This is a genomic window from Shewanella sp. Isolate8 (assembly GCF_022398495.1).
Taxonomy (GTDB): domain Bacteria; phylum Pseudomonadota; class Gammaproteobacteria; order Enterobacterales; family Shewanellaceae; genus Shewanella; species Shewanella aquimarina.
Genome location: NZ_JAKEVI010000001.1, coordinates 1,198,602 through 1,224,282, shown reverse-complemented (window position 1 = coordinate 1,224,282; position 25,681 = coordinate 1,198,602). Strand labels below are relative to the sequence as shown.

Annotated in this window: 23 protein-coding genes; 14 read left to right on the top strand and 9 right to left on the bottom strand. The window is 51.3% G+C overall.

Annotation, left to right across the window (positions count from 1 at the left end):
• The first annotated feature begins 42 nt into the window (after window positions 1-42).
• Complete coding sequence (gene infA / locus L1D43_RS05440) at window positions 43-261, top strand: translation initiation factor IF-1 (protein ID WP_011865366.1); 219 nt, start codon at window positions 43-45, stop codon at window positions 259-261.
• 219 nt (window positions 262-480) lie between these two features.
• On the opposite strand, the gene clpA is transcribed toward infA, so the two are convergent.
• Both clpA and clpS read right to left on the bottom strand, forming a co-directional pair.
• Window positions 481-2,739, bottom strand: coding sequence for an ATP-dependent Clp protease ATP-binding subunit ClpA (gene clpA / locus L1D43_RS05435; protein ID WP_239850225.1), 2,259 nt, complete (start codon window positions 2,737-2,739; stop codon window positions 481-483).
• 35 nt (window positions 2,740-2,774) lie between these two features.
• A complete protein-coding gene (gene clpS, locus L1D43_RS05430; protein WP_011865364.1) occupies window positions 2,775-3,083 on the bottom strand; it encodes an ATP-dependent Clp protease adapter ClpS in 309 nt (102 codons plus the stop codon).
• Between the two features lie 244 nt (window positions 3,084-3,327).
• Between clpS and cspD the strand changes: the two genes are divergently transcribed.
• Window positions 3,328-3,534 carry a cold shock domain-containing protein CspD gene (cspD, locus tag L1D43_RS05425; RefSeq protein WP_011865363.1) on the top strand — a complete coding sequence of 69 codons (207 nt, stop codon included), beginning with the start codon at window positions 3,328-3,330 and terminating at the stop codon, window positions 3,532-3,534.
• Between the two features lie 293 nt (window positions 3,535-3,827).
• Here cspD and L1D43_RS05420 read toward each other — a convergent pair whose 3' ends face one another.
• On the bottom strand, window positions 3,828-6,047 hold the full coding sequence (locus L1D43_RS05420) for an NADP-dependent isocitrate dehydrogenase (RefSeq protein WP_239850224.1): 2,220 nt from the start codon (window positions 6,045-6,047) through the stop codon (window positions 3,828-3,830).
• 323 nt (window positions 6,048-6,370) lie between these two features.
• Between L1D43_RS05420 and rluE the strand changes: the two genes are divergently transcribed.
• The 6 genes from rluE (at window position 6,371) to L1D43_RS05390 (ending at window position 12,243) form a co-directional block, all read left to right on the top strand.
• Window positions 6,371-7,150: a 23S rRNA pseudouridine(2457) synthase RluE gene (gene rluE, locus L1D43_RS05415; RefSeq protein WP_239850223.1), complete on the top strand. Its 780-nt coding sequence runs from the start codon at window positions 6,371-6,373 to the stop codon at window positions 7,148-7,150.
• Window positions 7,151-7,161: 11 nt separating this feature from the next.
• Window positions 7,162-7,611, top strand: coding sequence for an NUDIX hydrolase (locus L1D43_RS05410; protein WP_239850222.1), 450 nt, complete (start codon window positions 7,162-7,164; stop codon window positions 7,609-7,611).
• Between the two features lie 178 nt (window positions 7,612-7,789).
• Window positions 7,790-8,905 (top strand): tRNA 2-thiouridine(34) synthase MnmA, encoded by a 1,116-nt coding sequence (gene mnmA, locus L1D43_RS05405; RefSeq protein ID WP_239850221.1) that lies wholly within the window; start codon window positions 7,790-7,792, stop codon window positions 8,903-8,905.
• A 3-nt stretch (window positions 8,906-8,908) separates the two neighbouring features.
• The gene (gene hflD, locus L1D43_RS05400) at window positions 8,909-9,526 is read left to right on the top strand and encodes a high frequency lysogenization protein HflD (RefSeq protein ID WP_041511649.1); all 618 of its coding nucleotides are present in this window, start codon (window positions 8,909-8,911) and stop codon (window positions 9,524-9,526) included.
• Window positions 9,527-9,558: 32 nt separating this feature from the next.
• Window positions 9,559-10,929 carry an adenylosuccinate lyase gene (gene purB, locus L1D43_RS05395; protein ID WP_239850220.1) on the top strand — a complete coding sequence of 457 codons (1,371 nt, stop codon included), beginning with the start codon at window positions 9,559-9,561 and terminating at the stop codon, window positions 10,927-10,929.
• Window positions 10,930-11,094: 165 nt separating this feature from the next.
• Window positions 11,095-12,243, top strand: a complete 1,149-nt coding sequence (locus L1D43_RS05390) for a cupin domain-containing protein (RefSeq protein ID WP_239850219.1) — start codon at window positions 11,095-11,097, stop codon at window positions 12,241-12,243.
• Between the two features lie 201 nt (window positions 12,244-12,444).
• On the opposite strand, the gene L1D43_RS05385 is transcribed toward L1D43_RS05390, so the two are convergent.
• A complete protein-coding gene (locus L1D43_RS05385) occupies window positions 12,445-12,894 on the bottom strand; it encodes a DUF4826 family protein (protein ID WP_239850218.1) in 450 nt (149 codons plus the stop codon).
• Window positions 12,895-13,150: 256 nt separating this feature from the next.
• On the opposite strand from L1D43_RS05385, the gene L1D43_RS05380 reads away from it, so the two are divergent.
• Window positions 13,151-14,182, top strand: a complete 1,032-nt coding sequence (locus L1D43_RS05380) for a Glu/Leu/Phe/Val dehydrogenase dimerization domain-containing protein (protein WP_011865354.1) — start codon at window positions 13,151-13,153, stop codon at window positions 14,180-14,182.
• 262 nt (window positions 14,183-14,444) lie between these two features.
• The gene (locus L1D43_RS05375) at window positions 14,445-14,789 is read left to right on the top strand and encodes a hypothetical protein (protein WP_239850217.1); all 345 of its coding nucleotides are present in this window, start codon (window positions 14,445-14,447) and stop codon (window positions 14,787-14,789) included.
• Between the two features lie 135 nt (window positions 14,790-14,924).
• Here L1D43_RS05375 and L1D43_RS05370 read toward each other — a convergent pair whose 3' ends face one another.
• The 5 genes from L1D43_RS05370 to ppsA form a co-directional block, all read right to left on the bottom strand.
• Window positions 14,925-15,413, bottom strand: coding sequence for a PliI family lysozyme inhibitor of I-type lysozyme (locus L1D43_RS05370; RefSeq protein ID WP_239850216.1), 489 nt, complete (start codon window positions 15,411-15,413; stop codon window positions 14,925-14,927).
• 48 nt (window positions 15,414-15,461) lie between these two features.
• Entirely contained in the window at window positions 15,462-15,878 is a 417-nt protein-coding gene (locus tag L1D43_RS05365) for a MarR family transcriptional regulator (RefSeq protein ID WP_033540720.1), read from the bottom strand.
• A 123-nt stretch (window positions 15,879-16,001) separates the two neighbouring features.
• A complete protein-coding gene (locus L1D43_RS05360; RefSeq protein ID WP_239850215.1) occupies window positions 16,002-16,451 on the bottom strand; it encodes a DUF1285 domain-containing protein in 450 nt (149 codons plus the stop codon).
• Complete coding sequence (locus L1D43_RS05355; RefSeq protein ID WP_239850214.1) at window positions 16,444-19,497, bottom strand: FAD-binding and (Fe-S)-binding domain-containing protein; 3,054 nt, start codon at window positions 19,495-19,497, stop codon at window positions 16,444-16,446. Before L1D43_RS05355 ends, L1D43_RS05360 begins: the two co-directional genes overlap by 8 nt.
• 109 nt (window positions 19,498-19,606) lie before the next feature.
• Entirely contained in the window at window positions 19,607-21,976 is a 2,370-nt protein-coding gene (gene ppsA / locus L1D43_RS05350; protein WP_144198636.1) for a phosphoenolpyruvate synthase, read from the bottom strand.
• 126 nt (window positions 21,977-22,102) lie between these two features.
• On the opposite strand from ppsA, the gene L1D43_RS05345 reads away from it, so the two are divergent.
• The 4 genes from L1D43_RS05345 to L1D43_RS05330 all read left to right on the top strand — a co-directional run bounded on the left by L1D43_RS05345 (window position 22,103) and on the right by L1D43_RS05330 (window position 25,636).
• Window positions 22,103-22,915 carry a pyruvate, water dikinase regulatory protein gene (locus L1D43_RS05345; RefSeq protein WP_011865347.1) on the top strand — a complete coding sequence of 271 codons (813 nt, stop codon included), beginning with the start codon at window positions 22,103-22,105 and terminating at the stop codon, window positions 22,913-22,915.
• A gap of 177 nt (window positions 22,916-23,092) precedes the next feature.
• Window positions 23,093-24,154, top strand: coding sequence for a 3-deoxy-7-phosphoheptulonate synthase (locus L1D43_RS05340; RefSeq protein ID WP_220083066.1), 1,062 nt, complete (start codon window positions 23,093-23,095; stop codon window positions 24,152-24,154).
• Window positions 24,155-24,307: 153 nt separating this feature from the next.
• On the top strand, window positions 24,308-24,733 hold the full coding sequence (locus L1D43_RS05335) for an acyl-CoA thioesterase (protein WP_239850213.1): 426 nt from the start codon (window positions 24,308-24,310) through the stop codon (window positions 24,731-24,733).
• A gap of 243 nt (window positions 24,734-24,976) precedes the next feature.
• A complete protein-coding gene (locus L1D43_RS05330) occupies window positions 24,977-25,636 on the top strand; it encodes a response regulator transcription factor (protein ID WP_239850212.1) in 660 nt (219 codons plus the stop codon).
• The last annotated feature ends 45 nt before the right edge of the window (window positions 25,637-25,681 follow it).

Below are 25,681 nucleotides of genomic sequence, written 5' to 3'. Positions count from 1 at the left end.
CGCCCGTTTTTAATATTTGAAGGCTAACAGGATAACTGATTAATGGCGAAAGAAGACAACATTGAGATGCAAGGCACTATTCTTGAAACCTTGCCAAATACAATGTTTCGAGTAGAGCTAGAGAATGGTCACGTAGTAATCGCCCATATCTCAGGCAAAATGCGTAAAAACTACATCCGTATTCTAACGGGTGACAAGGTCACTGTTCAGCTGACCCCTTATGATTTGAGCAAAGGGCGCATCGTCTTCCGTTCACGCTAATCGTTAGCTTGCGAATAATAAAAACCGGCAGTGCCGGTTTTTTTGTTCCTAATCGATAGCTACAATGGCAGAGACTGGCGGAAACCGACACAGTCCCGACCAAGCCGAATCTGGCAGCGAAGAAGGTTGATGAAGGTTCTAGCCACTAGGCAGGATCTGATACAAAAACCAAATCATGAAAAAAGGCTGCATCTGCAGCCTTTTTATTACATCAGTGTATTACACCTGTGTCAGCCGCTCCGACTGCTCAATCTTGATGGTCAGCTTATCACCGACGACATCCACATGGGCAATCCCCCCCTTCTCCAGCTTACCAAAGAGGATCTCATCGGCAAGTGGCCGCTTGATCATCTCGGTAACCACTCGAGCCATAGGCCGTGCCCCCATCGCCTTATCATAGCCCTTCTCGGCCAATAAGGTTCTGGCATCGTCGCTGACATCCAGCACCACAGATTTCTCATCCAGTTGCGCCTGTAGCTCGACCAGGAACTTGTCGACCACCTTGGCGATGACCGTCATATCCAGATGATTGAACCAGATGATCTCATCTAAGCGGTTTCTAAACTCAGGCGAGAAGACGCGATTGATCTCCGACAGCGCATCCTGGCTGTGATCTTGCTGCTTAAAGCCGATGGACTTACGCACCGTCTCCTGCACCCCCGCGTTGGTGGTCATCACCAAGGTCACGTGTCTAAAGTCCGCCTTGCGACCGTTATTGTCGGTCAGGGTACCGTGGTCCATTACCTGCAACAGCAGGTTATAGACATCGGGGTGGGCCTTTTCGATCTCATCGAGCAACACCACGCAATGTGGGTTCTTGATCACCGCATCGGTTAACAAGCCCCCCTGATCGTAGCCAACATAGCCTGGCGGCGCACCGATAAGGCGAGACACGGTATGACTCTCCATATACTCGGACATATCGAAACGCACCAGCTTGAGGCTGAGACAGGACGCTAGCTGGCTGGTGACCTCTGTCTTACCCACACCGGTCGGACCGGCAAACAGGAAGCTACCCACAGGCTTGTGGGCGCCGCTGAGGCCAGAGCGTGAGAGGCGAATCGCGGAGCTTAAGGCTTCAATAGCCTTATCCTGCCCAAACACCACCATCTTTAGATTACGCTCAAGGTTCTTCAGCATATCCTTATCGGTGGCCGATACCGTCTTCTCAGGGATCCGCGCTATCTTGGCTATGATAGACTCGATCTCCGCCTGACCTATTGTCTTCTTGCGCTTGCTTGCCGGCTGCATCGCCATGCGCGCGCCCGCCTCGTCGATCACATCGATCGCCTTATCGGGAAGATGTCTGTCGTTGATATGCTTATCCGCCAGACGCGCCGCCACGGACAAGGCCGCCATGGTATAACGCACACCATGGTGCTCCTCATACTTGCTCTTGAGGCCTTGTAGGATCTTCGTGGTTTCCGCCACAGACGGCTCGTTGATATCCACCTTCTGGAAACGTCTGGCCAGGGCGCGATCTTTCTCGAAGATGCTCTGATACTCCTGGAAGGTGGTCGAGCCCATACAGCGCAGGTGCCCACTAGAGAGCAGCGGCTTTAGCAAGTTAGACGCGTCCATCACGCCACCGGATGCCGCTCCCGCACCGATAATGGTGTGAATCTCATCGATAAACAGAATGGCGTGTTTGTCTTGCGAAAGCTCCTTGAGCAGACTCTTAAAGCGTTTCTCAAAGTCGCCACGATATTTGGTACCGGCTAGCAAGGCACCGAGATCCAGTGAGTAAACGGTGGCGTCGGCCATTACCTCGGGAACCTCGTCGTTGACGATGCGATAGGCAAGCCCCTCGGCAATAGCCGTCTTACCGACGCCCGCCTCACCCACCAATAGCGGGTTATTCTTTCGGCGACGGCAGAGGATCTGAATCGAGCGCTCTATCTCATCGGAGCGGCCGATCAGAGGATCGATATTGCCCTTGCGGGCCTCTTCGTTGAGATTGGCGGTGAATTGCGACAGCTTGCTGCGCTCCTCCGATTCGCTGTGATCTTCAATCTGTTCGGGTTCCTGAGCATTATCCAGCTCATCACGCGCCACGCCGTGGGAGATGTAGTTCACCACATCAAGGCGGGTGATCTCACCATTACGCAGCAGATAAACCGCCTGAGACTCCTGCTCGCTGAAGATGGCCACCAAGACGTTAGCACCTGTCACTTCGTTGCGACCCGAAGATTGCACATGAAAGACAGCGCGCTGCAGCACGCGCTGAAAACCTAAGGTAGGCTGGGTTTCTCTGTCGTCGTTAGGATCGCTGATGATAGGTGTGGTTTGTTCGATGAAACTCGACACCTCTTCTCTTAACTTGTCGAGGTTTGCACCGCAGGCGAGCAGCGCCTCTTGAGCCGCAGGATTATCGATTAACGCCAATAGCAGATGCTCTACGGTCATGTATTCGTGTCGCGCGTCTCTGGCTTGTTGGAACGCCAGATTCAAGGTGACCTCTAAATCTTTATTTAACATAAGCACCCCCTAAAATAATCACAAAACTTCGATATTCAGGCTTTCTCTAATGAACACAGTAACGGATGTTGGTTTTGTCTTGCAAACTGATTTACTTGTGCGACCTTGGTTTCTGCAATGCCGAAAGGGAAAACGCCGCAAATTCCCTTACCCTGATGATGAATTGCCAACATGATATCTGTGGCTTCTTGTTCATTTTTATTAAAAAAGAGTTGTAACACCTCGATGACGAAGTCCATCGGGGTATAGTCATCGTTGTTTAAGATCACTTTGTACATCGAAGGCGGCATGAGTTCAGTTTCCGCGCGCTCTTCAATATGCTCAATATTACCTACTTTACCCATATTTCAATATTAGCCTCTAGTTTTGGCTTCTTCCAAAAGTTGCTGACCACCCGGGATAAACCTGTTACTCATCCGACCATTAGAACCAATTGCTGACGAATTTAGCGCAAATGTTGCCTTTTTGTTAAATTGGTCTTGACATCCGCTTATACTGGTTTCATTCTGTTCATCGAGCGGTGAATTTACCCCGCCTCATAAGTTTTACTATCTTACTGGTCAGTAAACAACAGAAGGAAGTGGAAGTATGGCAAACGGAACTGTGAAATGGTTCAACAACGCCAAAGGATTCGGGTTTATCTGCCCTGAAGCTGGTGGTGAAGACGTTTTCGCACACTATTCTACCATTGAAATGGAAGGCTATCGAACTCTAAAAGCAGGCCAATCAGTCCAATTCGAGGTGGAACAGGGGCCTAAAGGGATGCACGCGTCAGCGATATCACCCACTAAATAGTTAGTGGGACCAAAACAAAAAAGGCAGGGTTATCCCTGCCTTTTTTATTGCCTTTTTAAACGCTCACCAATATCTAATACCAATCACAGTAAATATGTGATCAGAAATAGCGCAGGAAAAACGCTTGAGAACCAAGCAGGATTTTTAGATAAGTAGTTATTCTACAATTAAAAATTCTAATACAGTTATCGAGCGTTTTAACAAGCTAGAATTATCAATTGTTTATTACGATTGGTATAAAACAAGCAATAAAAAAGGGCGCCATGGCGCCCTTTTTATTTACTTAGCTTTTATTAGCTCAGCAACTGATTCAGCGTTGCGCTCGGGCGCATCGCCGCTTCGGCCTTAGTGATATCTAGGCGATAGTAACCACCTAAATCAACCGCAGGACCCTGAGCACCATTTAACTCGGCAACTATCTTAGCTTCGTTACTGGTCAAGGCTTCGGCTAGCGGTGCAAACTGCGCCTTTAGCTCGCCATCAGTCTCCTGAGCGGCCAGCGCCTGTGCCCAGTACATCGCCAGGTAGAAGTGACTACCACGGTTATCCAGCTCACCCACGCGACGTGATGGTGAGCGGTTTTCATCGAGGAACTTACCGATTGCGTTATCCAGCGCATCGGCCAATACCTGTGCCTTAGGGTTACCATAGTTTTGGCTCAGGTGTTCGAGTGACGCGCCCAGAGCCAGGAATTCACCCAGAGAGTCCCAACGCAGGTGACCCTCTTTCTCGACCTGCTGAACGTGCTTAGGCGCGCTGCCACCTGCACCGGTTTCAAACAGTCCACCACCACTCATTAGCGGCACGATAGAGAGCATCTTCGCACTGGTGCCCAGCTCAAGAATTGGGAACAGATCCGTCAGGTAGTCACGCAGTACGTTACCCGTTACCGAGATGGTATCCAGACCCTGCTTGATGCGCTCTAGCGAGAAACGTGTTGCGGCCACAGGCGCCATGATGTGGATCTCTAACCCATCGGTATCATGCTCTGGCAGATATTTGTTTACCTTGGCAATCAGCTGGGCGTCGTGGGCACGGTTCTCGTCTAACCAGAATACGGCTGGTGTCGATGACAGACGCGCACGGTTAACGGCAAGCTTAACCCAGTCGCGGATAGGTGCGTCTTTAACCTGACACATTCTCCAGATATCACCGGCTTCGACATCGTGAGACATCAACAGATTACCGGCGGCATCGACAACCTTAACCACACCGTCTGCGGCGATCTCGAAGGTCTTATCATGGCTACCGTATTCTTCGGCCTTCTGAGCCATCAGGCCCACGTTTGGCACGCTGCCCATGGTGGTAGGGTCGAAGGCACCATTCTCTTTACAGAATTGGATTGTTTCCTGGTACACGCCAGCGTAGCAACGATCTGGAATAAGCGCCTTAGTATCCTTCAGCTTACCATCTGGGCCCCACATCTGACCGGAAGAGCGAATCGCCGCCGGCATAGAGGCATCGATGATCACATCGCTTGGTACATGCAGGTTGGTGATACCACGGTCTGAATCGACCATCGCCAGGGCTGGACGCTCGGCGTAGATAGCCGCGATGTCGGCTTCAATTTCGGCCTTCTTGTCAGCAGGCAGGCTAGCAATCTTGGCATACACGTCACCAAAACCGTTGTTAACATCCACGCCGAGCTCTTCAAACAGCTCACCATGCTTGTCAAACAGCGACTTGTAGAACACCTTAACGGCGTGACCGAACATGATAGGATCTGACACCTTCATCATGGTGGCTTTTAGGTGCAGCGACAGCAGCACATCTTCGGCCTTAGCCGCCTCGATTTCACGCTCCATGTAGGCAACCAGGGCTTTCTTGCTCATAGTCGATGCGTCAATCACCTCACCGGCCAGTAACTTAAGACCAGACTTCAGAGTCTTAGCGCTGCCATCTTTACCTTCGAACAGGATATCTATGCTAGTCGGCTCGTTGATGGTAACCGATTGCTCGCTACCATAGAAATCGCCCGCTTCCATGTGCGCAACATGAGACTTAGAGTCACGGCTCCAGGCGCCCATTGAGTGCGGGTTCTTCTTGGCGTAGTTTTTCACAGAAGTCGGCGCGCGGCGGTCTGAGTTACCTTCACGCAGCACAGGGTTAACGGCACTACCTTTGATCTTGTCGTAACGGGCCTTGATATCGGCTTCTGCGTCATTTTGCGGCTCATCAGGATAGTTAGGCAGTGCATAACCTTTGTCTTGCAGCTCCTTGATACAGGCCTTCAGCTGTGGGATCGAGGCACTGATGTTAGGCAGCTTAATGATGTTGGCTTCTGGCTTAGTGGCCAGTTCACCCAGCTCGGAAAGTGCATCAGAGATCTGCTGTTCTGGGGTTAAAAATTCAGGGAAATTGGCAATAACGCGGCCAGATAATGAGATGTCGCGTGTCTCGACGCCGACACCTGCAGCTGCGGTGAAATGCTTGATAATAGGTAACAGAGAGAGGGTCGCGAGAGCCGGAGCTTCATCAGTCTCCGTATAGATGATCGTTGGATTATCGTTCATTATTACTTCCTACGTTTTTGTAAAATAAATCGTTTATGAATCAAACAACTATGATGTCATTATTATAATTTTACGATGGCGAATGCGAGGCATGAAAAGGAGAAACTGTAAGGGTGAACGCCCTGGGGCCATGCCCTGACACTTAAACCGATTTAATGCAAAACAAAGCGCGTTTAACATCTCAAAAGCTGTTCACGTTTTGCTATCGATCACATTTAGTTGGCCGACATCATAAATCATTCACGCCAATATTCAAATTCCACTAATGGCCAATGCACAGTACAATGTCAGCATTAGCATACACTCAGCCAAAAGTTTGTCTCGTGACCCAAAAAACACCCGGAGCCAATAAGCCAGTAAATAAACGCAGGGGCGCAAGAAAAGACGCCACATCGTCCAAATCCCCATCTTCCCAATCTCCTGACTTCAATGCCAAGGGGAATCATCGCCAGCACAAGCAGGGCTCGGCAGCACCATCGGCAAAAGGCGTTAAGGCTAAAGGTCACTACAAGCCCCGTCCCAAAGGCAAGCTAGGGACTAAGCCGAAGCCAAGGCCGCAAAACCCAGTCATAGTACTGTTTAACAAGCCTTTCGATGTCTTGTGTCAATTTACCGATGAACAGGGACGTCAGACATTGAAGGATTTTATCCCAATTCAAGATGTCTACGCCGCCGGCAGACTCGACAGAGACAGCGAAGGGCTGTTACTGCTCACCAACGATGGTCAGCTGCAGTCACGTATCACAGAGCCTAAGAAGAAAACCGATAAGACCTACTGGGTGCAGGTCGAAGGCAACCCCAGCGACGAGGCGCTCAAAGCGCTCAGAGAGGGGGTTACCCTAAAAGATGGTCCGACTCTGCCCGCCAGGGTGGAGCGGATCGACGAGCCGAACATCTGGCCCCGTAACCCGCCGGTGAGAGAGCGTAAACAGATCCCCACCAGCTGGCTGGCGATCACCATCTGCGAGGGACGTAATCGTCAAGTCAGGCGCATGACAGCCCACGTGGGCCACCCGACCCTAAGATTGATTCGTTATAAAATAGGTCAATGGAGCCTGGATGACATCGCAAACGGCGATTATAAGGTGCTGCCCCAATCCTAACGAGGTAATAGATGGAACGTTATAAACCCAATGTCACCGTCGCCTGCGTCATCAATTGTGACGACAAATACCTGATGGTCGAGGAGCTCATCGATGGCAAGCTCACCTACAACCAACCCGCCGGTCACCTGGAAGCCTTTGAGAGCCTAAATCAGGCCTGCGAACGTGAGGTATGGGAAGAGACAGGCCTGACTATCAAAGTACAGTCGCTCATCAACATCTATCAGTTTCAGGCAAATGAAGGCCTGGCCTTTCTGCGCTTCACCTATGCTTGTGTCCTTAATGAGCAGCCATCACCCGCCCCGCAGGATAGCGCGATTCGCCGCGCCCTGTGGATGACATATGATGAGATAGCCCAGCGTAAGACGCAGCTCAGAAGCCCCTTGGTACTGCAATGTATTCACGACTTTCGTCAGGGAAAACTCTTTTCGACAGAGGTGGTCAATAGCCGCTTTCTCTAGTTAGCCCAAAGTCACAATGCATGATAGAATATGCCCCCGCATATTATGGTGATGGTTTTCCCGGCAAGTGATGCGCGATCAACACGCAATTAGACACAGGGCTAAGCAGGCAAACCGGCTTGCTCAACCGCCGAAAACAGCCACCATAGCTACACGAATTTAATGGTTTTTAGGATTTATGGCAGCAATCGAACCCAATCCAAACGGTAAAAAAGTGATCGTCGGTATGTCCGGCGGTGTCGACTCATCTGTTTCGGCGTATCTCCTCATGCAACAGGGCTATCAGGTCGAAGGCCTGTTCATGAAAAACTGGGAAGAGGACGATACCGACGAGTATTGCGCCGCCGCCGAAGATCTTAAAGATGCCCAAGCCGTTTGTGACAAACTCGGGATCAAGCTGCACACGGTCAACTTTGCAGCCGAATACTGGGACAATGTGTTCGAGTACTTCCTTGCCGAATACAAGGCAGGCCGTACCCCTAACCCAGACATCATGTGTAACAAAGAGATCAAGTTTAAGGCATTTCTCGAGTTTGCCGACGACATCCTGGACGCCGACTACATCGCCATGGGCCACTATGTACGCCGCAGCGATGCCTCGGGCCAAAGCCAGATGCTACGTGGCGTCGACGGCAACAAAGACCAGAGCTACTTTCTATACACCTTGAGCCACGAGCAGATCGCCCGTTCCCTGTTCCCTGTAGGTGAACTGGAAAAGGGTGAAGTGCGCGAGATAGCCAAGAAGATGGGACTGGTTACTCACGATAAGAAGGACAGCACAGGTATCTGTTTTATAGGCGAGCGTAAGTTCACCGATTTTCTGCGCACCTTCCTGCCCGCACAGCCTGGCAAGATAGAGACAGCCGAAGGCGAAATCATAGGTGAGCATCAGGGCCTGATGTACCACACCCTAGGCCAACGCAAGGGGCTGGGGATCGGCGGCATGAAGAACAGCAATGACGATCCTTGGTATGTGGTCGATAAAGATCTCGAGCGCAACGTGCTGGTTGTCGGTCAGGGGGGTAAGCACCCTCGCCTCATGTCCGTTGGTTTCTATGCCGATCAGCTACACTGGGTCGACAGGAAAGGGCCGAAAGATGGCGCTAAAATCACGGTCAAGACCCGCTACCGTCAACAGGATGTGGCCTGTACCCTCACCTATGAAGGGAACGATCGCATCAAGGTGATCTTCGACGAGCCCGTTGCGGCCGTGACGCCGGGTCAGTCTGCCGTCTTCTACGACGGCGAGGTCTGCCTGGGCGGTGGCATCATAGACAGTCTGATTAGAGAGTAAGCCGTGAGCGAACCGATATTCGACAGAACCATGGCCTTTGCGGGCATACTGCAGGCGATTGGTCAGGTACAAAAGGTTGCCAGACATGGCCAGGCTGACGATGAGATGCTTGGCGCCTGTTTGGGAACCATCATGGTCACCAATCCCGACTGCACCGCCGATGTCTATCAAGACAAGGTCGCACTGAATCGCGGTTATCAGCTGATTTTGAATCAGCTGGGCGATGACAAACAGAAAGATGTCGAAGTGACCCGCTATCTCATCGGTATCCTGGCGCTGGAGCGTAAGCTATCACGCAACTCAAATGCCATGGGCATGTTGGCCGAGCGCATCAATCAAGTACATCGCCAGCTGCACCACTTTGCAATTACCGACGAGCAGGTGGTTGCCAACTTCGCCGGCATCTACAGCGATATAATCAGCACCTTAGGCCCCAAGATACAGATCTCGGGCAATCCCGAGTACCTGAAACAACCTATGGTGCAACATAAGATACGCGCCCTGCTGCTAGCTGCCATGCGCAGCGCAGTATTGTGGCGCCAACTTGGAGGCAAGCGCAGGCACCTTGTCTTCTCGCGAAAAACAATAGTTGATACAGCTAAGAAAAGCCTCACCCTATAAATAATAAGTTAAGTTCATTAAAGGAGCTTCTAATGGAACTTTCCGCACTAACTGCTATCTCTCCGGTAGACGGTCGTTATGGTAGTAAAACCGCCTCATTGCGAGGGATTTTCAGCGAGTACGGCCTGACCAAATACCGTGTTCAAGTCGAAATCAACTGGCTAAAGCTGCTGTCTAGCTGCCCAGAAATTGAAGAAGTTCCTCCTTTTAGCGAAGCCGCACTGGCCTTGCTCGACCAGATCAAAGACAACTTCAGCGAAGAAGACGCACTGCGCGTCAAGACCATCGAAGCAACCACTAACCACGATGTGAAGGCAGTTGAGTACTTCATCAAAGAGAAGATCGCCGATAACAGCGAACTTACCGCCATCGGCGAGTTTGTTCACTTCGCCTGTACCTCGGAAGATATCAACAACCTGTCTCACGGCCTGATGCTCAGCGAAGCCCGCGAGCAGGTGCTGGTGCCATACTGCCAGCAGATCGTCGACGGCGTGAAGAAGTTGGCCCATGAATATCGTTCGGTCCCCTTGATGTCACGTACCCATGGCCAGCCAGCCTCGCCTTCTACCCTAGGTAAAGAGATGGCCAACGTTGCCGTACGCCTCGAACGTCAGCTTAAGCAGATCCAAGCGGTTGAGATCATGGGTAAGATCAATGGCGCCGTGGGCAACTACAACGCTCATCTGTCCGCCTACCCTGAAGTTGACTGGCATACACTGTCAGAGCGTTTCGTGACCAGCCTGGGCCTTAACTGGAACCCATACACCACACAGATCGAGCCACACGACTACATCGCCGAACTGTTCGATGCCGTTGCTCGCTTCAACACAGTGCTGATCGACTTCGACCGCGACATCTGGGGTTATATCGCCCTGGGTCACTTCAAGCAGAAGACGATTGCCGGCGAGATCGGTTCATCGACCATGCCACACAAGGTTAATCCAATCGATTTCGAAAACTCAGAGGGTAACCTGGGTATCGCTAACGCCCTGATGCAGCATCTGGCGGCTAAACTGCCTGTGTCTCGCTGGCAGCGTGACCTGACCGACTCGACTGTGCTACGTAACCTGGGTGTCGGCATGGCCCACTCGCTCATCGCTTATCAGGCAACCCTGAAAGGGATCAGCAAGCTTGAGGTCAACGAGACTCATCTGCGTGAAGAGCTGGATCAAAACTGGGAAGTCTTGGCCGAGCCAGTACAAACCGTTATGCGTCGCTATGGCATCGAGAAGCCATACGAGAAACTCAAAGAGCTGACACGCGGTAAGCGTATCGACGGCGAGCAACTGGCGCAGTTCATCGACAATCTTGAGCTACCAAGCGACGTGAAGCTTGAGCTGAAGAAGATGACGCCTGCCAACTACATTGGCCGCGCCGAAGCGTTTGTGGATGATCTCAAGTAATCATCCCTAACACCTTATGAAAGGCGGTAGGCAGCAGCTTACCGCCTTTTTATTTCTGGAATACCTAGTTTCAGGAAGATACGATTTCCTGACTATATGATTTCCGGATTATGTTATTTTCGGCATATACTGCCCCCTTACTATTCAGGCCTGATGACCGACGCCATGTATACTCCCAACTTCGATACGCAAGTATTTTTAGCCAACCACTGGCAGAAACAACCTCTGGTGCTCAAGGGCGCCTTCGCGCATTTTCAAGACCCTATCGCCCCCGATGAACTGGCGGGACTCGCCTGCGAAGAAGAGGTCGCCTCGCGCATCGTGCTGACCAAAAAAGATAATTGGGAGATCATCCAAGGCCCCATCGAAGACTACTCTCCCTTTGGCGATGCCAACTGGCAGCTGCTGGTACAGGCCGTCAACCATTGGTACCCGGATGTGGAGCCCCTGGTTAACGCCTTTCGTTTCATCCCCGACTGGCGCTTCGACGATCTTATGGTCTCCTACGCCACGCCAGGCGGCGGAGTCGGCCCTCATATAGACAACTATGATGTCTTCTTGCTACAGGGCGAAGGCAGACGCCGCTGGAAGGTCGGCGCCAAGGGGCAATACGCTCCCCGTGGCGGTGATACCCACACGGCGCTGATCGATGATTTTGAGCCCATCTTGGATGTGGTACTCGAGGCCGGCGACATGCTTTATATCCCGCCGGGCTTTCCCCACCGCGGCGAGACACTGGAAACCGCGCTGAGCTACTCCATAGGCTTTCGCGCGCCGAGCCAACAGGAGCTCTTTAGCAGCATCGCCGATCATCTCATCGACACCAACGGCGGCAATAAGCGCTTTACCTCCAATCAGGAACCCGCCAGCCCAGGTCTACTGAGCGTCGAGCAGCAAACGGGCATGTTGGCCCTGGTCTCTGAGATCTTATCTCAGCCCGATCACTACCAAACGGTACTGGGCCAAACCTTGAGCCAGAACCGCTTCGAGCTTGACTTGTGTGAGCAAGGAGATAACTACACCCTAGAAGAGGTGATGGGAGCATTAGAAGACGGCGCCTGTCTACAACGCATCGGCGGGCTTAAGGTGATTCGTCTCGAAGGCGATAAACACCTTAGGCTCTTTATCAATGGCGAGATCTACGACTTTGATGCTGTTGATGATGACGATGCCGATGAGCTGAATGAGCAGCTTATGTTGCTGGCTAATGCATTTAGCTTCGAGGGCGAGCAGGCGCTGGACCTGTGTCAGCATGAGGCCATAGGCCAATACTTTATCTGGCTACTCAACTCTGGCTACGCCTACCTGGCATAAGCTGGCAGATGCGAGTCTCCAGTCGCTGATGCCCTGTAACCGATGCCAAATAGCTGATGACCTGTATCTGATAACAAGAAAGCGTCGAAGCTGAGAACACTAAAAAGCCGCCTCAGATGGGCGGCTTTTTTATTAGGCTTTAGGCTCTCGTTTCAAGCGCTTTTTAAAGACACTCCTAACAGCGATGGCTGTTTAAAACGCTTAGCCTTCTTTCCACAATTTTTCGTCGTTGTGGATCTGATACAGGCTCTCGGCACGTGACACCAACAGCTGCGCAAACTGCGCCTGGGTCTTGTCCTTTACGGCGCCAGATTTCACCAGGTTTTCCGCCTTAAGCTGCCACATCATAGAGAAATGGCGAATCGCGTCGCGCGCGGTGGCGGCGACCTTAACATCCACATAATCTGAAGGCAGATCGCCAGACATCACCCAGAAGGTCTGTGGCTTTGGCTGCTTAGACTCCATCTTCCATACCGCGAGGAAAGGCGCAAGGTAACGGCTCTCTTCGGCAATCACTTTACTTGGGATCACCCCTTTTTCAGCCAGGAAGCGATTTGCCTTCTGAAAATGCTCTTTAACCCATTGTTGTGTTAGGGCTTCTTGTTCTTCTGCTGTGAGTGCTTTGGTGTTCTCGACTGCTTGTTCCGTCATACTGCTTCCTATTGTTATAGTTATGCTGTGAAGGGCGAAATGGAGCTGACAAACTGCATATTGCGTGAAAATTCACACACAACTTTACGTTAACGTAAAGTGGAAAGCAAAATTGCCACACCGATCACAATTAATCCCAATCTTTGCTTTGTTGAGAGTATCGCTAAATGCTATCGTTCTGCAATAAATATAACAAGCCGTCGAAGGCGCCTCTTTGGCATTCGGCGTTTTAATTCCCAAGCGGAGAACTCATAAAGTGGCAGTATTTAATCATATCTCATTTGATGACCACGAACAGGTCGTATTTTGTCATGATAAAGAAAGTGGCTTACGTGCAATCATAGCCATTCACAACACCAACCTGGGCCCAGCGGTCGGCGGTTGCAGAATGTGGAACTATGAGTCTGATGACGAAGCACTGACCGACGTATTACGTCTGTCTCGTGGCATGACCTACAAGAACGCCCTCGCCGGTCTGGCAATGGGTGGCGGTAAGTCGGTGATCATCGCCGATCCTAAAGTAGAAAACCGTGAAGCCCTGTTCCGCGCCTTCGGTCGTTGTATTCATACTCTGGGTGGTAAGTACTACTCTGCAGAAGATGTGGGCGTGTCTACCAGCGACATCATGATTGCTCACCAAGAAACCCCATACATGGCGGGTCTTGAAGGTCAGAGCGGTGACCCATCACCATTTACTGCGCTTGGCACCTACCTGGGTATCAAGGCTGCCGTTAAGCATCAGCGTGGCCTGGACAGCCTCAAGGGCCTTAAGATTGCCGTTCAGGGCGTTGGCCACGTAGGTTACTACCTGTGTCGTCACCTGCATGAAGAAGGCGCCGAGCTGATCGTAACCGACATTCACCAGTCATCACTGGATAAGGTCGCTACCGAGTTTGGTGCTACCGTGGTTGCGCCTCAAGATATCTATCATCAAGATGTCGATATCTATGCACCATGTGCCCTGGGTGCCACCATCAACGACACCACGATTCCACTGCTGAAAGCTAAGATTGTGGCAGGTTGTGCCAACAACCAGCTTGCCGAACTGCGCCATGGCGAGAAGCTTAAAGAACTGGGCATCCTATATGCGCCAGACTATGTGATCAACGCTGGCGGTATCATCAATGTATCGTTCGAAAAAGATTACGACGCACAAAAATCTACCGCCAAGGTAGAAGAGATCTACAACACACTGCTGAAGATCTTCGAACAGTCTGACGCGCAAAACCGCACCACAGCGGATGTTGCCGACGAACTGGCACGCGCCATCATCAACGGCGAAAAATAATTTCTGGCGCTAATTTCTGATGCTAGCCGGATTGAAAAACCACCGACAAGTTCGGTGGTTTTTTATTGCCTACAACCCGAGTTTTGCACCAGGCCATAGCCTACTCAACCTATAAAAAACAGCTCAAAAATTTTCTGATTCAATTTTTCTTTTAGCGCCAAAGAGATAATTTTCAGACACAGATTTTTCACAAAGGCGTACTGGAAAATGTCATATCCCTCTGCTTGACTTAGAGGCTCATCATCTTCGCTAGGATTGCATTATGATAAGTTTCAAGTACCACTTTAATCAGGATTTGGTGGAGTTACAGGCCAGTAACTGGATAGGTCTGGAGCAGGTATTTGTTAACGGCAAGCGGGTGTCGCGTAAGCTTAATTTCGGCCCCAAGAGCGAACATGAGGTGAAACTGAACAGTGGCGCGCCCTGTAAGTTTCAACTGTTAATCGATCCCAACAGTGAGCAGATGATCTGCCGCATCTACAAGCAAAATCGCCTGATCACCAGCATCAAACAGGGAAAGGAAAACCTGATGCAAAGTCGTATGCTGTTGCAATCTGTCATCATAGTCATGGCCGTATCGAGCCTGGGCATGTTGCTGGTGGTGTAACTCAAAGTTACGACATCCCGAGCTTAATCGCCTATTCAAATAAAAGAACAGATCTAACCAGACAGACACAATAGCGCAGACAAGTATTCAAGCTTCTGTGACCATTCGCGCCGAGACACCAAAATAAAGCTCTGCTTATTGGCAAAGCGTCAGGCTTTCCCCAGCGACACAGACGGCTTGAGTGCTCTGATAGTTACCGCTGCCCGCCGTCACTATGGTAACCACTAGCTTCTGTTGCTTCTGAGAATTATCCACCAGCTCGGCCTTTAAGATGGTACCGTCCCGAACGAAGGCCAGACTAGCGGCAAAATCCCCCACATCCAGGTTGCGATACAGACTCACCTGCACACTGCCAATAGATCTTGGTTCCAGCGCCCCCTCGACAACCACCAGACTGTAGCCATTTGCCAGCGTAAAGGCTTTAGCGTAGCTGTCACTGCTCACACTCGATGCGCCAGCCGATTCTGGCTCAGAGGCAGCAGCTTGAGATGTGGAAGAGTGAGTGGAAGAGTGAGTTGAAGATTGATTTGAGGCTTGAGTTGAAGACTTGGGCGATTTCTCGATATTAACCATACAGGCAGACAGGCTCATTACAAGCGCCGCAGTAAGCAGAGGTTTCAGCATTTTGATCATCCGTTGATTTAGGTGAGGTTTGATAATAGGTCAGATTGCCTAGGATAGGCCATTGATCTTATTGAGTAGATAGATAAATTGTTGCGATTCAAATTCAGACAGATTACCGAGAAACTGCTCGTTGACCCGCTCGGCCTCGCAGATAAGGTCTTGTTCCAACGCCTTGGCACTGTCGGTAAGGAAAATTTTGAAGGCGCGGCGATTGTCCGCCTCTTGATGACGGGTGATATAGCCCTGTACCTGCAGCTGATCTAACAGGCGAGTCATGGTGTAGTTAGCCACGTCACAGCGCTTAGACAGCTCTGTTTGGGTGATCCCCTCCTCCTGCCACAGGGCAAACAGGACAGGCCAGAGTTTAATGTCTAGCTCATAGCGCTTTAGCCTCTCATCCAAGGCCTTCTGAAGCTCGATATTAAGATGAGACACTAAGTATCCCAAGCTTTCATAATGTTTCAATCAGTACCTCCAGATACAGCGGCCATGCATTAATACTAACATCTGGTCCTAAAGAAACTAGGGCTCGACTAACGCTAATTCGTAACGAAAAACCAATTGTCTTATCTTAGAAAGGCTTAAGCATTACTTAACGTCGCCCTCTGGATTTAGCATGTATTGCTCGATAAAACGATAATAACAGGCTCTTCCAAGTTTAGCCGATAATCCCCTCCCTAAGGAGACAGATATTGCCGCCTCGTCCACCACAAAGGCATCACGCCCGGCCAGCTGGAACTGGGTGCCGATAGAGCTGGTCAGGGTAAAATGCCCGTCTTGAGTCTCTTCATAATCATTGATAATAAAGGGAAACTCGGCAACTTCTACCCTCACCGTCTCCACCGGCGTCATCAGAAAATATCCCTCAGATTTAAGATGCAAAATGGTGGCAAAAAGCCGGCAAAATTTATCGGGCAAGGGCTCGCCGCGATAAAACCAGCGCCCCTGGCTATCGATATGAAACAGAGCCTCCTCATCACACAGGGGAACGCCTTGCGTGAATTGTTGCAACGCCGAATCCGGCTGGTTATCAGCCATGGTCTATAAGACCCAGTAACGCCTGCACCGGATGCTTAGGCTTAAAGCCACCGAAGCGTTTTACCTGACTACGACAAGAATAACCCGAGATCAATATCTGCTCATGTGGCAGCGAATCAATGGCCTTCTCCCAAGACATCTCATACAGGGCCTTGGAGCGCTTAAGGTTATCGCTCTCGTGACCATAGGTGCCTGCCATGCCGCAGCAGCCAAGGCTGACTGTGCTTAACTCGGCGCCAAATGCGCTAAAGATCGCCTGCCACTCTTTGGCCGTATTGGGCTTAGCCGTCGATTCGGTGCAGTGGCTGAACCAGGTAAACTGCTTAGTCGACTCTTTCGCCTCACCCAAAGAGGCCTTGGCGTCAACCACCTTAAGTAGCCACTCATTGGCCAGCAGCACGTTAAAATCGCCACGACGTTCACCGAGGATCTCATTATATTCATCGCGATAGCAAAGCACCATGGCAGGATCTACCCCCACCATAGGCATGCCAAGGGCGTGCACCTGATTTAAGAAGTCGGCGCTGGACTGAGCCGTCTTGGCAAACTTATCCAAGAAGCCCTTAATATGAATCGGCTTACCGTTAGGCTTAAAGGGCAGCAGCACTGGCTTGAAGCCCAGCTTCTCGATCAGCTTAATAAAGTGATAAACCGTCTCAGCCTCGTAGAAGCTGTTGAACGGGTCTTGCACCACGAGCACATATTGGTCACGCTCACTTTGTGGGATCTGCTGTAAGGCATTCAGGTCATAGCCACGGCAGGCATGATTCTCCAGACGCTGCTTGAGTGTCGGCACCGACAGCGCCGGCGCATCCACGTAGCCGATAGACTGCTTTATCACCCACTGACTCAGCTTATTCTGTGAGGCAAAGTTAGTCACCTGGGGCATCTTGGCCATCAGGGGCAAACTCTGCTCGATACCCGCGACCAAGTAATCTTTCACCGGACGCAGATAACGCTGGTAATAGATGTTAAAGAACTGCGCCCTGAACTTGGGCACGTCCACCTTCACCGGGCACTGCGACGAGCAGGCCTTACAGGCCAGGCAGCCCTTTAATGACTCCATCACCTCGTGGGAGTAATCATATTCGCGCTCTTTCTTCAGGGTGTTCTGGGTGCGCTGCAACCAGCCAAGGGGCTTGGCCTTCGCCAAAGCCTCGACATCGACCCCTTCGGCCTCCAAGAGACGCAGCCATTCGCGCATCAAACCCGCGCGCCCCTTCGGCGATTGTACCCTGTCTCCGGTCACCTTGAAGGAGGGACACATAGGCGAATAGGCACTGTAGTTAAAACAGAGGCCATTGCCGTTACAATTCATCACATCCGGGAAAGCCTCGCGGGTGTTGACCGGGATCTGACGATCGAAGGCGCCGCGTTTGGTGCTGTCGACGTTATAGAGTAGCGGACCACTGCCCTTGGGCGCCACCAGCTTGCCTGGATTGAGCTTGTTATTGGGGTCGAAATAGCCTTTGACCTCTTCGAGCAGACCAAACAAGGTCTCACCGAACACAGATGGGCCATACTCGCCACGTACCCCTTTACCATGCTCGCCCCACATCAGGCCGCCATACTTGAGGGTCAGGGCAGCCACCTGATCAGATACCGTCTTGAGCAGTCGCTCATCCTGCGGGTCACACATATCCAGCGCCGGACGCACATGCAGCACGCCAGCATCTACGTGACCGAACATGCCATATTGCAGCTCATGGCTGTCCAGCAGCGCCCTGAACTCCAAGATAAAGTCAGCAAGCTTCTCAGGTGGCACAGCGGTATCTTCGGCGAAGGCGATAGGTTTACGGCTTCCCTTAGTGGCGCCAAGCAGCCCCACCGCCTTCTTACGCATGGCGTAGATGGTGTTGATGCTCGCCTTATCCGATGTCACCTGATAACCCAGCAGGCCAGCCTGATTAGCGGCAAGCTGAGTATCGAGCATCGCCTCTAATTGTTTAACTTTGGCTTCCACCTCTTCTGGCTCACCGGCGAACTCCACCATGTTGAGGCCATCGATGGAGGCGCCCGGCACATCTTCAATCAGAGATGACACCGAATGCCAGATGATATCCTGCTTGGCCAGATTAAGGACCTTAGAGTCCACGGTTTCCACCACGGTCGCCTTGGCCTTGACCAAGTCCGGCGCGTGACGCAGCGCCGACTGGAAAGAGTCATACTTGATGTTAACCATCATGCGGGTCTTGGGCAGCGGCGTAATGTCCAGCTTGGCCTCGGTGATCACCGCCAGCGTGCCTTCGGAGCCGGTAAGAATGCGCGACAGGTTGAACTCATCGACAGCCTCGTTCCAGACATTTTTCAGATCATAACCTGTCAGGAAACGGTTAAGTTTGGGAAAGCGGCTCTCTACCTCGCCTCTGTGCTCCCGTGTCATGCGGGCGATATCACGCTGCAGCGCCTGCCCCAGGCTTGGGGACTCCAGCGCATCTAAGGCTTCGAGCGCTTTTAAGTCAAGCGGCTTGGTCTCCAACACGCTACCGTCATAAAGCACGCTGGTCAGCTCGAGCACATGATCAGAGGTCTTGCCGTAGACCAGTGAGCCGGCGCCCGAGGCGTCTGTGTTGATCATGCCGCCCATGGTGGCGCGATTAGAGGTTGAGAGATCTGGACTAAAGAAGAAACCATGGGGGCGCAGCGCGTCGTTGAGCGCATCTTTGACCACACCGGCCTGCACCCTCACCCAGCGCTCCTTCTCGTTGATCTCAATCACCTGATTGAAATAACGCGACAGATCCAAAATGAGGCCATGGGTCAGCGACTGACCGTTAGTGCCTGTGCCGCCCCCGCGCGCACTAAAGACTACCTGTTTAAACTCTGGCTTAGTCGCCAGGGTCATGATCAGCTTAACATCGGCCTGAGTCTTGGGATACAAAACCGCCTGAGGCAGAAACTGGTAGACAGAGTTATCCGTTGCCTGGGCGAGACGCGCGCTGTAACGCTTATCTATGTCGCCACAATAATTGCTCTGAGCAAGGGCGTCGAGATACGCCAAATAGACAGGCTCTAGGGTCTGTTGATGGGATAACTTAGGGAGCATGATGACTTCTTTTCAATTGGTGTTTATTAAAATAATGTTGCCATTATAAACAAAAAAAAGCCGCTAAAAAGCGGCTTTCGTCAATTAGCTTATTCTATCTAAAGAATAATTAGGCGTGAGCTTCACCCAGGTATAACCAGGTATCGATCACTGTATCTGGGTTAAGCGATACGGTGTCGATGCCTTGCTCTACCAACCAAGCCGCAAAGTCGGCGTGGTCAGAAGGACCTTGACCACAGATACCCACGTAAGCACCTTTCGCCTTAGCGGCCTTGATAGCCATTGCCAGCAGGGCTTTAACGGCTTCGTTACGCTCGTCGAACAGGTGACTGATGATGCCTGAGTCACGGTCCAGACCTAGGGTTAGCTGGGTCAAGTCGTTCGAACCGATTGAGAAACCGTCGAAGATCTCGAGGAACTGGTCGGCTAGCAGGGCGTTAGAAGGCAGCTCACACATCATGATGACGCGTAGACCATCTTTACCACGCTCCAGGCCTTGCTCTTTCAGCAGTTCGATAACCTGACGGCCTTCTTCCAGCGTACGTACGAATGGGATCATGATCTCTACATTCGTCAGCCCCATCTCGTTGCGTACACGCTTGATAGCTTCACACTCAAGGGCGAAACAGTCGCGGAACGACTCAGAGATGTAACGGCTCGCACCGCGGAAGCCCAGCATTGGGTTCTCTTCTTCCGGCTCGTAACGGTCACCACCAACCAGATTAGCATACTCGTTAGACTTGAAGTCTGACATACGTACGATAACTTTCTTCGGATGGAAGGCTGATGCGATAGTCGCAATACCTTCAACCAGACGTGCCACGTAGTATTCTACTGGTGACTCGTAGCCAGCGATCATCTCGTGGATCTCTTGCTGCAGCTCGGCGCTTTGGTCGTTGAACTCAAGCAGTGCCTTAGGGTGAATACCGATCATACGGTTGATGATGAACTCGAGACGGGCCAGACCCACACCTTCGTTAGGCAGACGTGCGAAGTCAAATGCTCTGTCTGGGTTACCCACGTTCATCATGATCTTCATCGGTAGTTCAGGCATAGAATCGACGCGAGAAGACATAACGTCAAACTCTTGGATACCTTCGTAGATGTAACCTGTGTCACCTTCGGCGCAAGAAACAGTCACCTGCTGACCGTGCTTGATCTTGTCTGTGATGTCGCCACAACCTACTACCGCCGGTACACCGAGTTCACGGGCGATGATCGCCGCGTGACAAGTACGGCCACCACGGTTGGTAACGATAGCGCTGGCGCGCTTCATGATTGGTTCCCAATCTGGGTCAGTCATGTCGGTAACCAATACGTCACCTTCTTGGATCTGGTCCATATCTTCGATAGAAGCCAGTACCTTAGCGGTACCATTACCTATCTTATGACCGATGGCACGACCTTCGCCAATCACTTCGCTCTTGGTCTTGAGGTGGAAACGTTCGATCAGCTGTACATCTTCACGTGAACGTACGGTTTCTGGACGCGCCTGTACGATATACAGTTTGCCGTCGTTACCATCTTTAGCCCACTCGATGTCCATTGGACGACCGTAGTGCTTCTCGATGATCATGGCTTGCTTAGCTAGCTCCATCACCTCTTCATCGCTGATAGAGAACTGACGACGCATGTCGGCAGGTACATCTTCAATCTTCACCTGCTTACCGTGGCTCAGGTCGTCAGAGTAAACCATCTGAATCAACTTGCTGCCGATGTTGCGGCGAACAACGGCCTTGTGACCTGCGGTCAGGCTTGGCTTGTGAACATAGAACTCATCAGGGTTCACCGCGCCTTGTACTACCATCTCACCCAGGCCGAATGAAGAGGTCACGAAGACCACATCGTTGTTACCTGACTCGGTATCCATGGTGAACATTACACCTGAAGCGGCGGTGTCTGAACGAACCATACGCTGTACGCCAGCTGAAAGCGCAACGCCTTTGTGGTCATAACCTTGGTGTACACGGTATGAGATAGCTCGGTCGTTAAAGAGAGAGGCGAATACGTGCTTGATGGCAACCAGTACCGCGTCGAAGCCTTTAACGTTCAGGAAAGTTTCCTGTTGGCCGGCAAATGATGCATCTGGCATATCTTCGGCAGTCGCTGAAGAGCGTACCGCGAACGATGCATCGCTAGTTTCTGAGGCAAGCTTGTCGTACGACTCACGTACAACCTGCTCAAATTCGCTATGGAATGGGGTATCGATAACCCACTGTCGGATCTGTGCACCTGCGGTGGCGAGTGCATTCACGTCGTCGACGTCTAGAGCTTCTAGCGTCTCGTATATCTTCTGGTTAAGTCCGCTTTGTTCAAGAAATTCATTGAACGCAAAGGAAGTGGTCGCAAAGCCACCAGGCACTTGAACACCTGCATTAGCTAGATTGCTGATCATCTCCCCAAGAGAGGCATTTTTACCGCCTACCTTGTTGACGTCACCCATGCCTAATTCTTGATACCAGAGTACATATTGCTGCACAGTTCTATCTCCGCAAGTTTATTTCAGTGTGGCCCCTTCACACGAGGGCAGCGGCATTTTACACTCCACAGCAAGACGCGTAAATCTATAATTTTATTTGTAATTTTATTACTACAAGAGGTCAAAATGTCACGTAAAGTCTTTTATATCTCAGATGGGACGGCGATCACGGCCGAGGTTTTTGGCCATGCGGTACTGTCTCAGTTTCCAGTTGAGTTTGAAGCACTTACCATTCCATTTGTCGAGACAACTCAGAAAGCCGAGGCGGTAAAAGCACAAATTAATGATTGTTTTATTACAACAGGCGAACGACCACTTGTGTTCCATTCTATCGTCAAAGCCGAGATCCGAGACATCATCTATAGCAGTGAGTGTATCGACTATGACTTCTTGAACACCTTCGTTGCCCCGCTGGAAGATCAGTTAGGCGTCAAGGCGGTTCCAGTCACCCACAGAACTCACGGCAAGGCGAATCACAGTTATGAGGCGCGAATCGACGCCATTAATTACGCCATGGAAAACGATGACGGCCAGACCCTCAAACATATCGATAAGGCCGACATAGTACTGCTGGGCGTCTCCCGTTGCGGCAAGACCCCCAGCAGCCTCTATCTGTCGATGCAGTTTGGCATCAAGGCAGCCAACTATCCTTTTATCGAAGATGACATGGACAACCTTAAGCTGCCCGAGGTGTTAAAGAAGAACAAACATAAGCTGTTTGGTCTGACGATCGATCCTGTCCGCCTGCATGAGATCCGCCAGAGCCGCATGGAAAACAGCCGTTACTCCTCGCTGAGACAGTGCCGTATCGAGGTAAAAGAGGTAGAGATGATGTATAAGCGCGAGCGCATTCCCTTCGTCAACACCACCAACCATTCGGTAGAAGAGATTGCCACCAAGATTCTGGATGTCACAGGTCTGGAACGTCATATGTTCTAAAACTGCGCTGACCTCTGCCTATATAGAGACAAGTTAAGCGCCCCAAATGGCAAGCTAACTGCACAGATGTAGACAAATACCGGAAATTTTCATCTGTTTACCCCTGTGCAGCTAGCAACTATTGGTTATAATCCGAAGCAATCAGGCGAAAGCCAAGACAAACGCTCGGTATATTGAATGACCATTAAAACAGACGAACTACGCACCACATTACTATGTAAGGCCATTTCACCTGCTAAACTCGCATCTGAATACCCGCTTACTCAAGACGCCGCCGACTACCTGGTTCAACAGAGACGTGAAGTTGAAGCCATTCTCACCGGTGAAGACAAACGTCTTCTGGTGATCATCGGCCCCTGCTCTATCCACGACACCCAGGCTGCCATCGACTACGCTAAGCGTCTGGCCGTACTGCATAAAGAACTCAAAGACTCACTCTGCATCCTGATGCGCGTCTATTTCGAGAAACCTCGTACCACGGTTGGCTGGAAGGGACTGATCTCAGATCCGGATCTCGACGGTAGCTTTAATGCCAACAAGGGCCTGCGCCTGGCGCGTCACCTGCTGCAAGAGATAACCGAGCTAAACCTGCCTATCGCCACCGAATTTTTGGATATGGTTAACGGTCAGTATATTGCCGACCTCATCACCTGGGGTGCGGTTGGCGCACGCACCACAGAGAGTCAGATCCACCGCGAGATGGCCTCGGCGCTCTCCTGTCCGGTCGGCTTTAAAAATGGTACCGACGGCAACATCAACATCGCCATCGATGCGGTGCGCGCCGCCAAAGAGCCACACATCTTCTACTCGCCCGATAAAGATGGCGCCATGGCCGTTTACCGCACCAGTGGTAACCCTTATGGCCACATCATTTTGCGCGGCGGTAAGCAGCCTAACTACCATGAGGCCGATATTCAGGCCGCGGCGCAGAAGCTAAAAGAGGTGGGTCTGTCTCACCGTATGGTGGTGGACTTTAGCCACGGCAACAGCCAGAAACAGCATAAGCGCCAACTCGAGGTCGCCAAAGATATCATGACACAGGTCGCCTCAGGCTCGACCGCGATTGCCGGCATCATGGCCGAGAGCTTTATCGAAGAGGGCAATCAGAAGGTGGTAGCCGGTGAACCACTGGTTTACGGCAAGAGCATCACAGATGCCTGCCTCGACTGGGCCGACTCAGAAAAGCTACTGCGAGACCTTGCTGCAGCCTCCAAGGCGCGCATGGCAAAGCTTAGCTAGTACCTAATGTGATTATTTTAAAAAGGCTTCCTCGTGAAGCCTTTTTTAATGTCATGAAACCCACCACATTAACGGGCTAGAGCGCTGTCATTACGCCGCGATTATCAGTATAATCCGCCGGTTTTTTTCAATGCATAACCTTAAGGTTGCCGTATGCCCCTAACCGATACAGAAACTCAGTATTCTGACGCTATTCGCGCGCGCATCGCGCAGTCAGAAGCCCGGGTGATCAAAGCGATTTTTCCCTCTATTACCAACCATCACAACACCCTCTTTGGTGGCGAGGCCTTGGCCTGGATGGATGAGACCGCCTTTATCGCCGCTACCCGCTTCTGCCGCAAGACACTTGTTACTGTCAGCTCAGATCGTATCGACTTCAATAAGTCGATTCCTGCCGGCACCCTGGCAGAGATCATTGCCAACGTGATCTATGTGGGTAACACCTCCCTCAAGGTTGAGGTCAACATCTTTGTCGAAGATATGTACCAAGATCATCGTGAGCATGCCATACGCGGCGTCTTTACCTTTGTGGCGCTGGATGAAGATCGTAAACCCATTAAGGTGTGGAGCGAAGAGTAATCCTAGAAGGTCTCCTGTCGGCGGGCGCACACCTGCCGACCTATTACCTCTCACCTCTAACCTTCCCTAACCTCGCACCTCGTATCTCCCGCTCTCAGCCAAAGACTTATTAGACTTAAGTCTAATAATTGTTTGTAAAAACGAAAAAATCCCGTCGCCCAGACACAAAAGCAATAGAATACTGAGTCATTTATCTGTTACATTGACTTTACCTTCAAGTGCAACAAAGATAATCAAAAAGCAATGAAGCTCGAAAACTTGCACATCATCATCGCAGATGATCATCCATTATTTAGGAATGCGCTGCGACAGGCATTGAGCGGCGCCTTTGCCGACACTCAATGGTTTGAGGCCGACAGCGCCGAAGCCCTACAAGGCCTATTGGAACAGGGCAACACCGCCTATGACTTAGTGTTGCTGGATCTACAGATGCCCGGCTCCCATGGTTACTCCACCTTAATACACCTAAGAACCCATTTCCCCGAACTGCCTGTTGTGGTGATCTCCGCCCATGAAGATGCCATGACCATCAGCCGCGCCGTCCACTATGGCAGCGCCGGATTTATTCCAAAATCCGCCTCTATGGACACCCTCTCTGAGGCCCTCACCTCAGTGCTCTATGGCGATATCTGGCTGCCGAGCAACATTGAATTACAAGAGATAAACGAAGATGCCACGGATCAGATGGCGGCCAAGCTCGCCGATCTCACGCCGCAGCAGTATAAGGTGCTACAGATGTTTGCCGAAGGTCTGCTCAACAAGCAGATCGCCTACGACCTGGGCGTATCCGAGGCCACCATCAAGGCCCACGCCACAGCCATCTTTAGAAAACTCGGGGTGAGAAACCGCACCCAGGCGGTGATCGCCCTGCAGCAGCTGGAGATGGAAAAGGTCGAGCTATAACCTAGGTGGAAGATCCTAAGATCTTCCCTTAGTTCCCAGCCAATT

Coding starts and splice junctions, on each gene's coding strand:
- infA (WP_011865366.1), top strand. CDS start 43: ATGGCGAAAGAAGACAACATTGAGATGCAAGGCACTATTCTTGAAACC.
- clpA (WP_239850225.1), bottom strand. CDS start 2,739: ATGTTAAATAAAGATTTAGAGGTCACCTTGAATCTGGCGTTCCAACAA.
- clpS (WP_011865364.1), bottom strand. CDS start 3,083: ATGGGTAAAGTAGGTAATATTGAGCATATTGAAGAGCGCGCGGAAACT.
- cspD (WP_011865363.1), top strand. CDS start 3,328: ATGGCAAACGGAACTGTGAAATGGTTCAACAACGCCAAAGGATTCGGG.
- L1D43_RS05420 (WP_239850224.1), bottom strand. CDS start 6,047: ATGAACGATAATCCAACGATCATCTATACGGAGACTGATGAAGCTCCG.
- L1D43_RS05410 (WP_239850222.1), top strand. CDS start 7,162: ATGGAACGTTATAAACCCAATGTCACCGTCGCCTGCGTCATCAATTGT.
- mnmA (WP_239850221.1), top strand. CDS start 7,790: ATGGCAGCAATCGAACCCAATCCAAACGGTAAAAAAGTGATCGTCGGT.
- purB (WP_239850220.1), top strand. CDS start 9,559: ATGGAACTTTCCGCACTAACTGCTATCTCTCCGGTAGACGGTCGTTAT.
- L1D43_RS05390 (WP_239850219.1), top strand. CDS start 11,095: ATGTATACTCCCAACTTCGATACGCAAGTATTTTTAGCCAACCACTGG.
- L1D43_RS05385 (WP_239850218.1), bottom strand. CDS start 12,894: ATGACGGAACAAGCAGTCGAGAACACCAAAGCACTCACAGCAGAAGAA.
- L1D43_RS05375 (WP_239850217.1), top strand. CDS start 14,445: ATGATAAGTTTCAAGTACCACTTTAATCAGGATTTGGTGGAGTTACAG.
- L1D43_RS05370 (WP_239850216.1), bottom strand. CDS start 15,413: ATGCTGAAACCTCTGCTTACTGCGGCGCTTGTAATGAGCCTGTCTGCC.
- L1D43_RS05360 (WP_239850215.1), bottom strand. CDS start 16,451: ATGGCTGATAACCAGCCGGATTCGGCGTTGCAACAATTCACGCAAGGC.
- L1D43_RS05355 (WP_239850214.1), bottom strand. CDS start 19,497: ATGCTCCCTAAGTTATCCCATCAACAGACCCTAGAGCCTGTCTATTTG.
- L1D43_RS05345 (WP_011865347.1), top strand. CDS start 22,103: ATGTCACGTAAAGTCTTTTATATCTCAGATGGGACGGCGATCACGGCC.
- L1D43_RS05340 (WP_220083066.1), top strand. CDS start 23,093: ATGACCATTAAAACAGACGAACTACGCACCACATTACTATGTAAGGCC.
- L1D43_RS05335 (WP_239850213.1), top strand. CDS start 24,308: ATGCCCCTAACCGATACAGAAACTCAGTATTCTGACGCTATTCGCGCG.
- L1D43_RS05330 (WP_239850212.1), top strand. CDS start 24,977: ATGAAGCTCGAAAACTTGCACATCATCATCGCAGATGATCATCCATTA.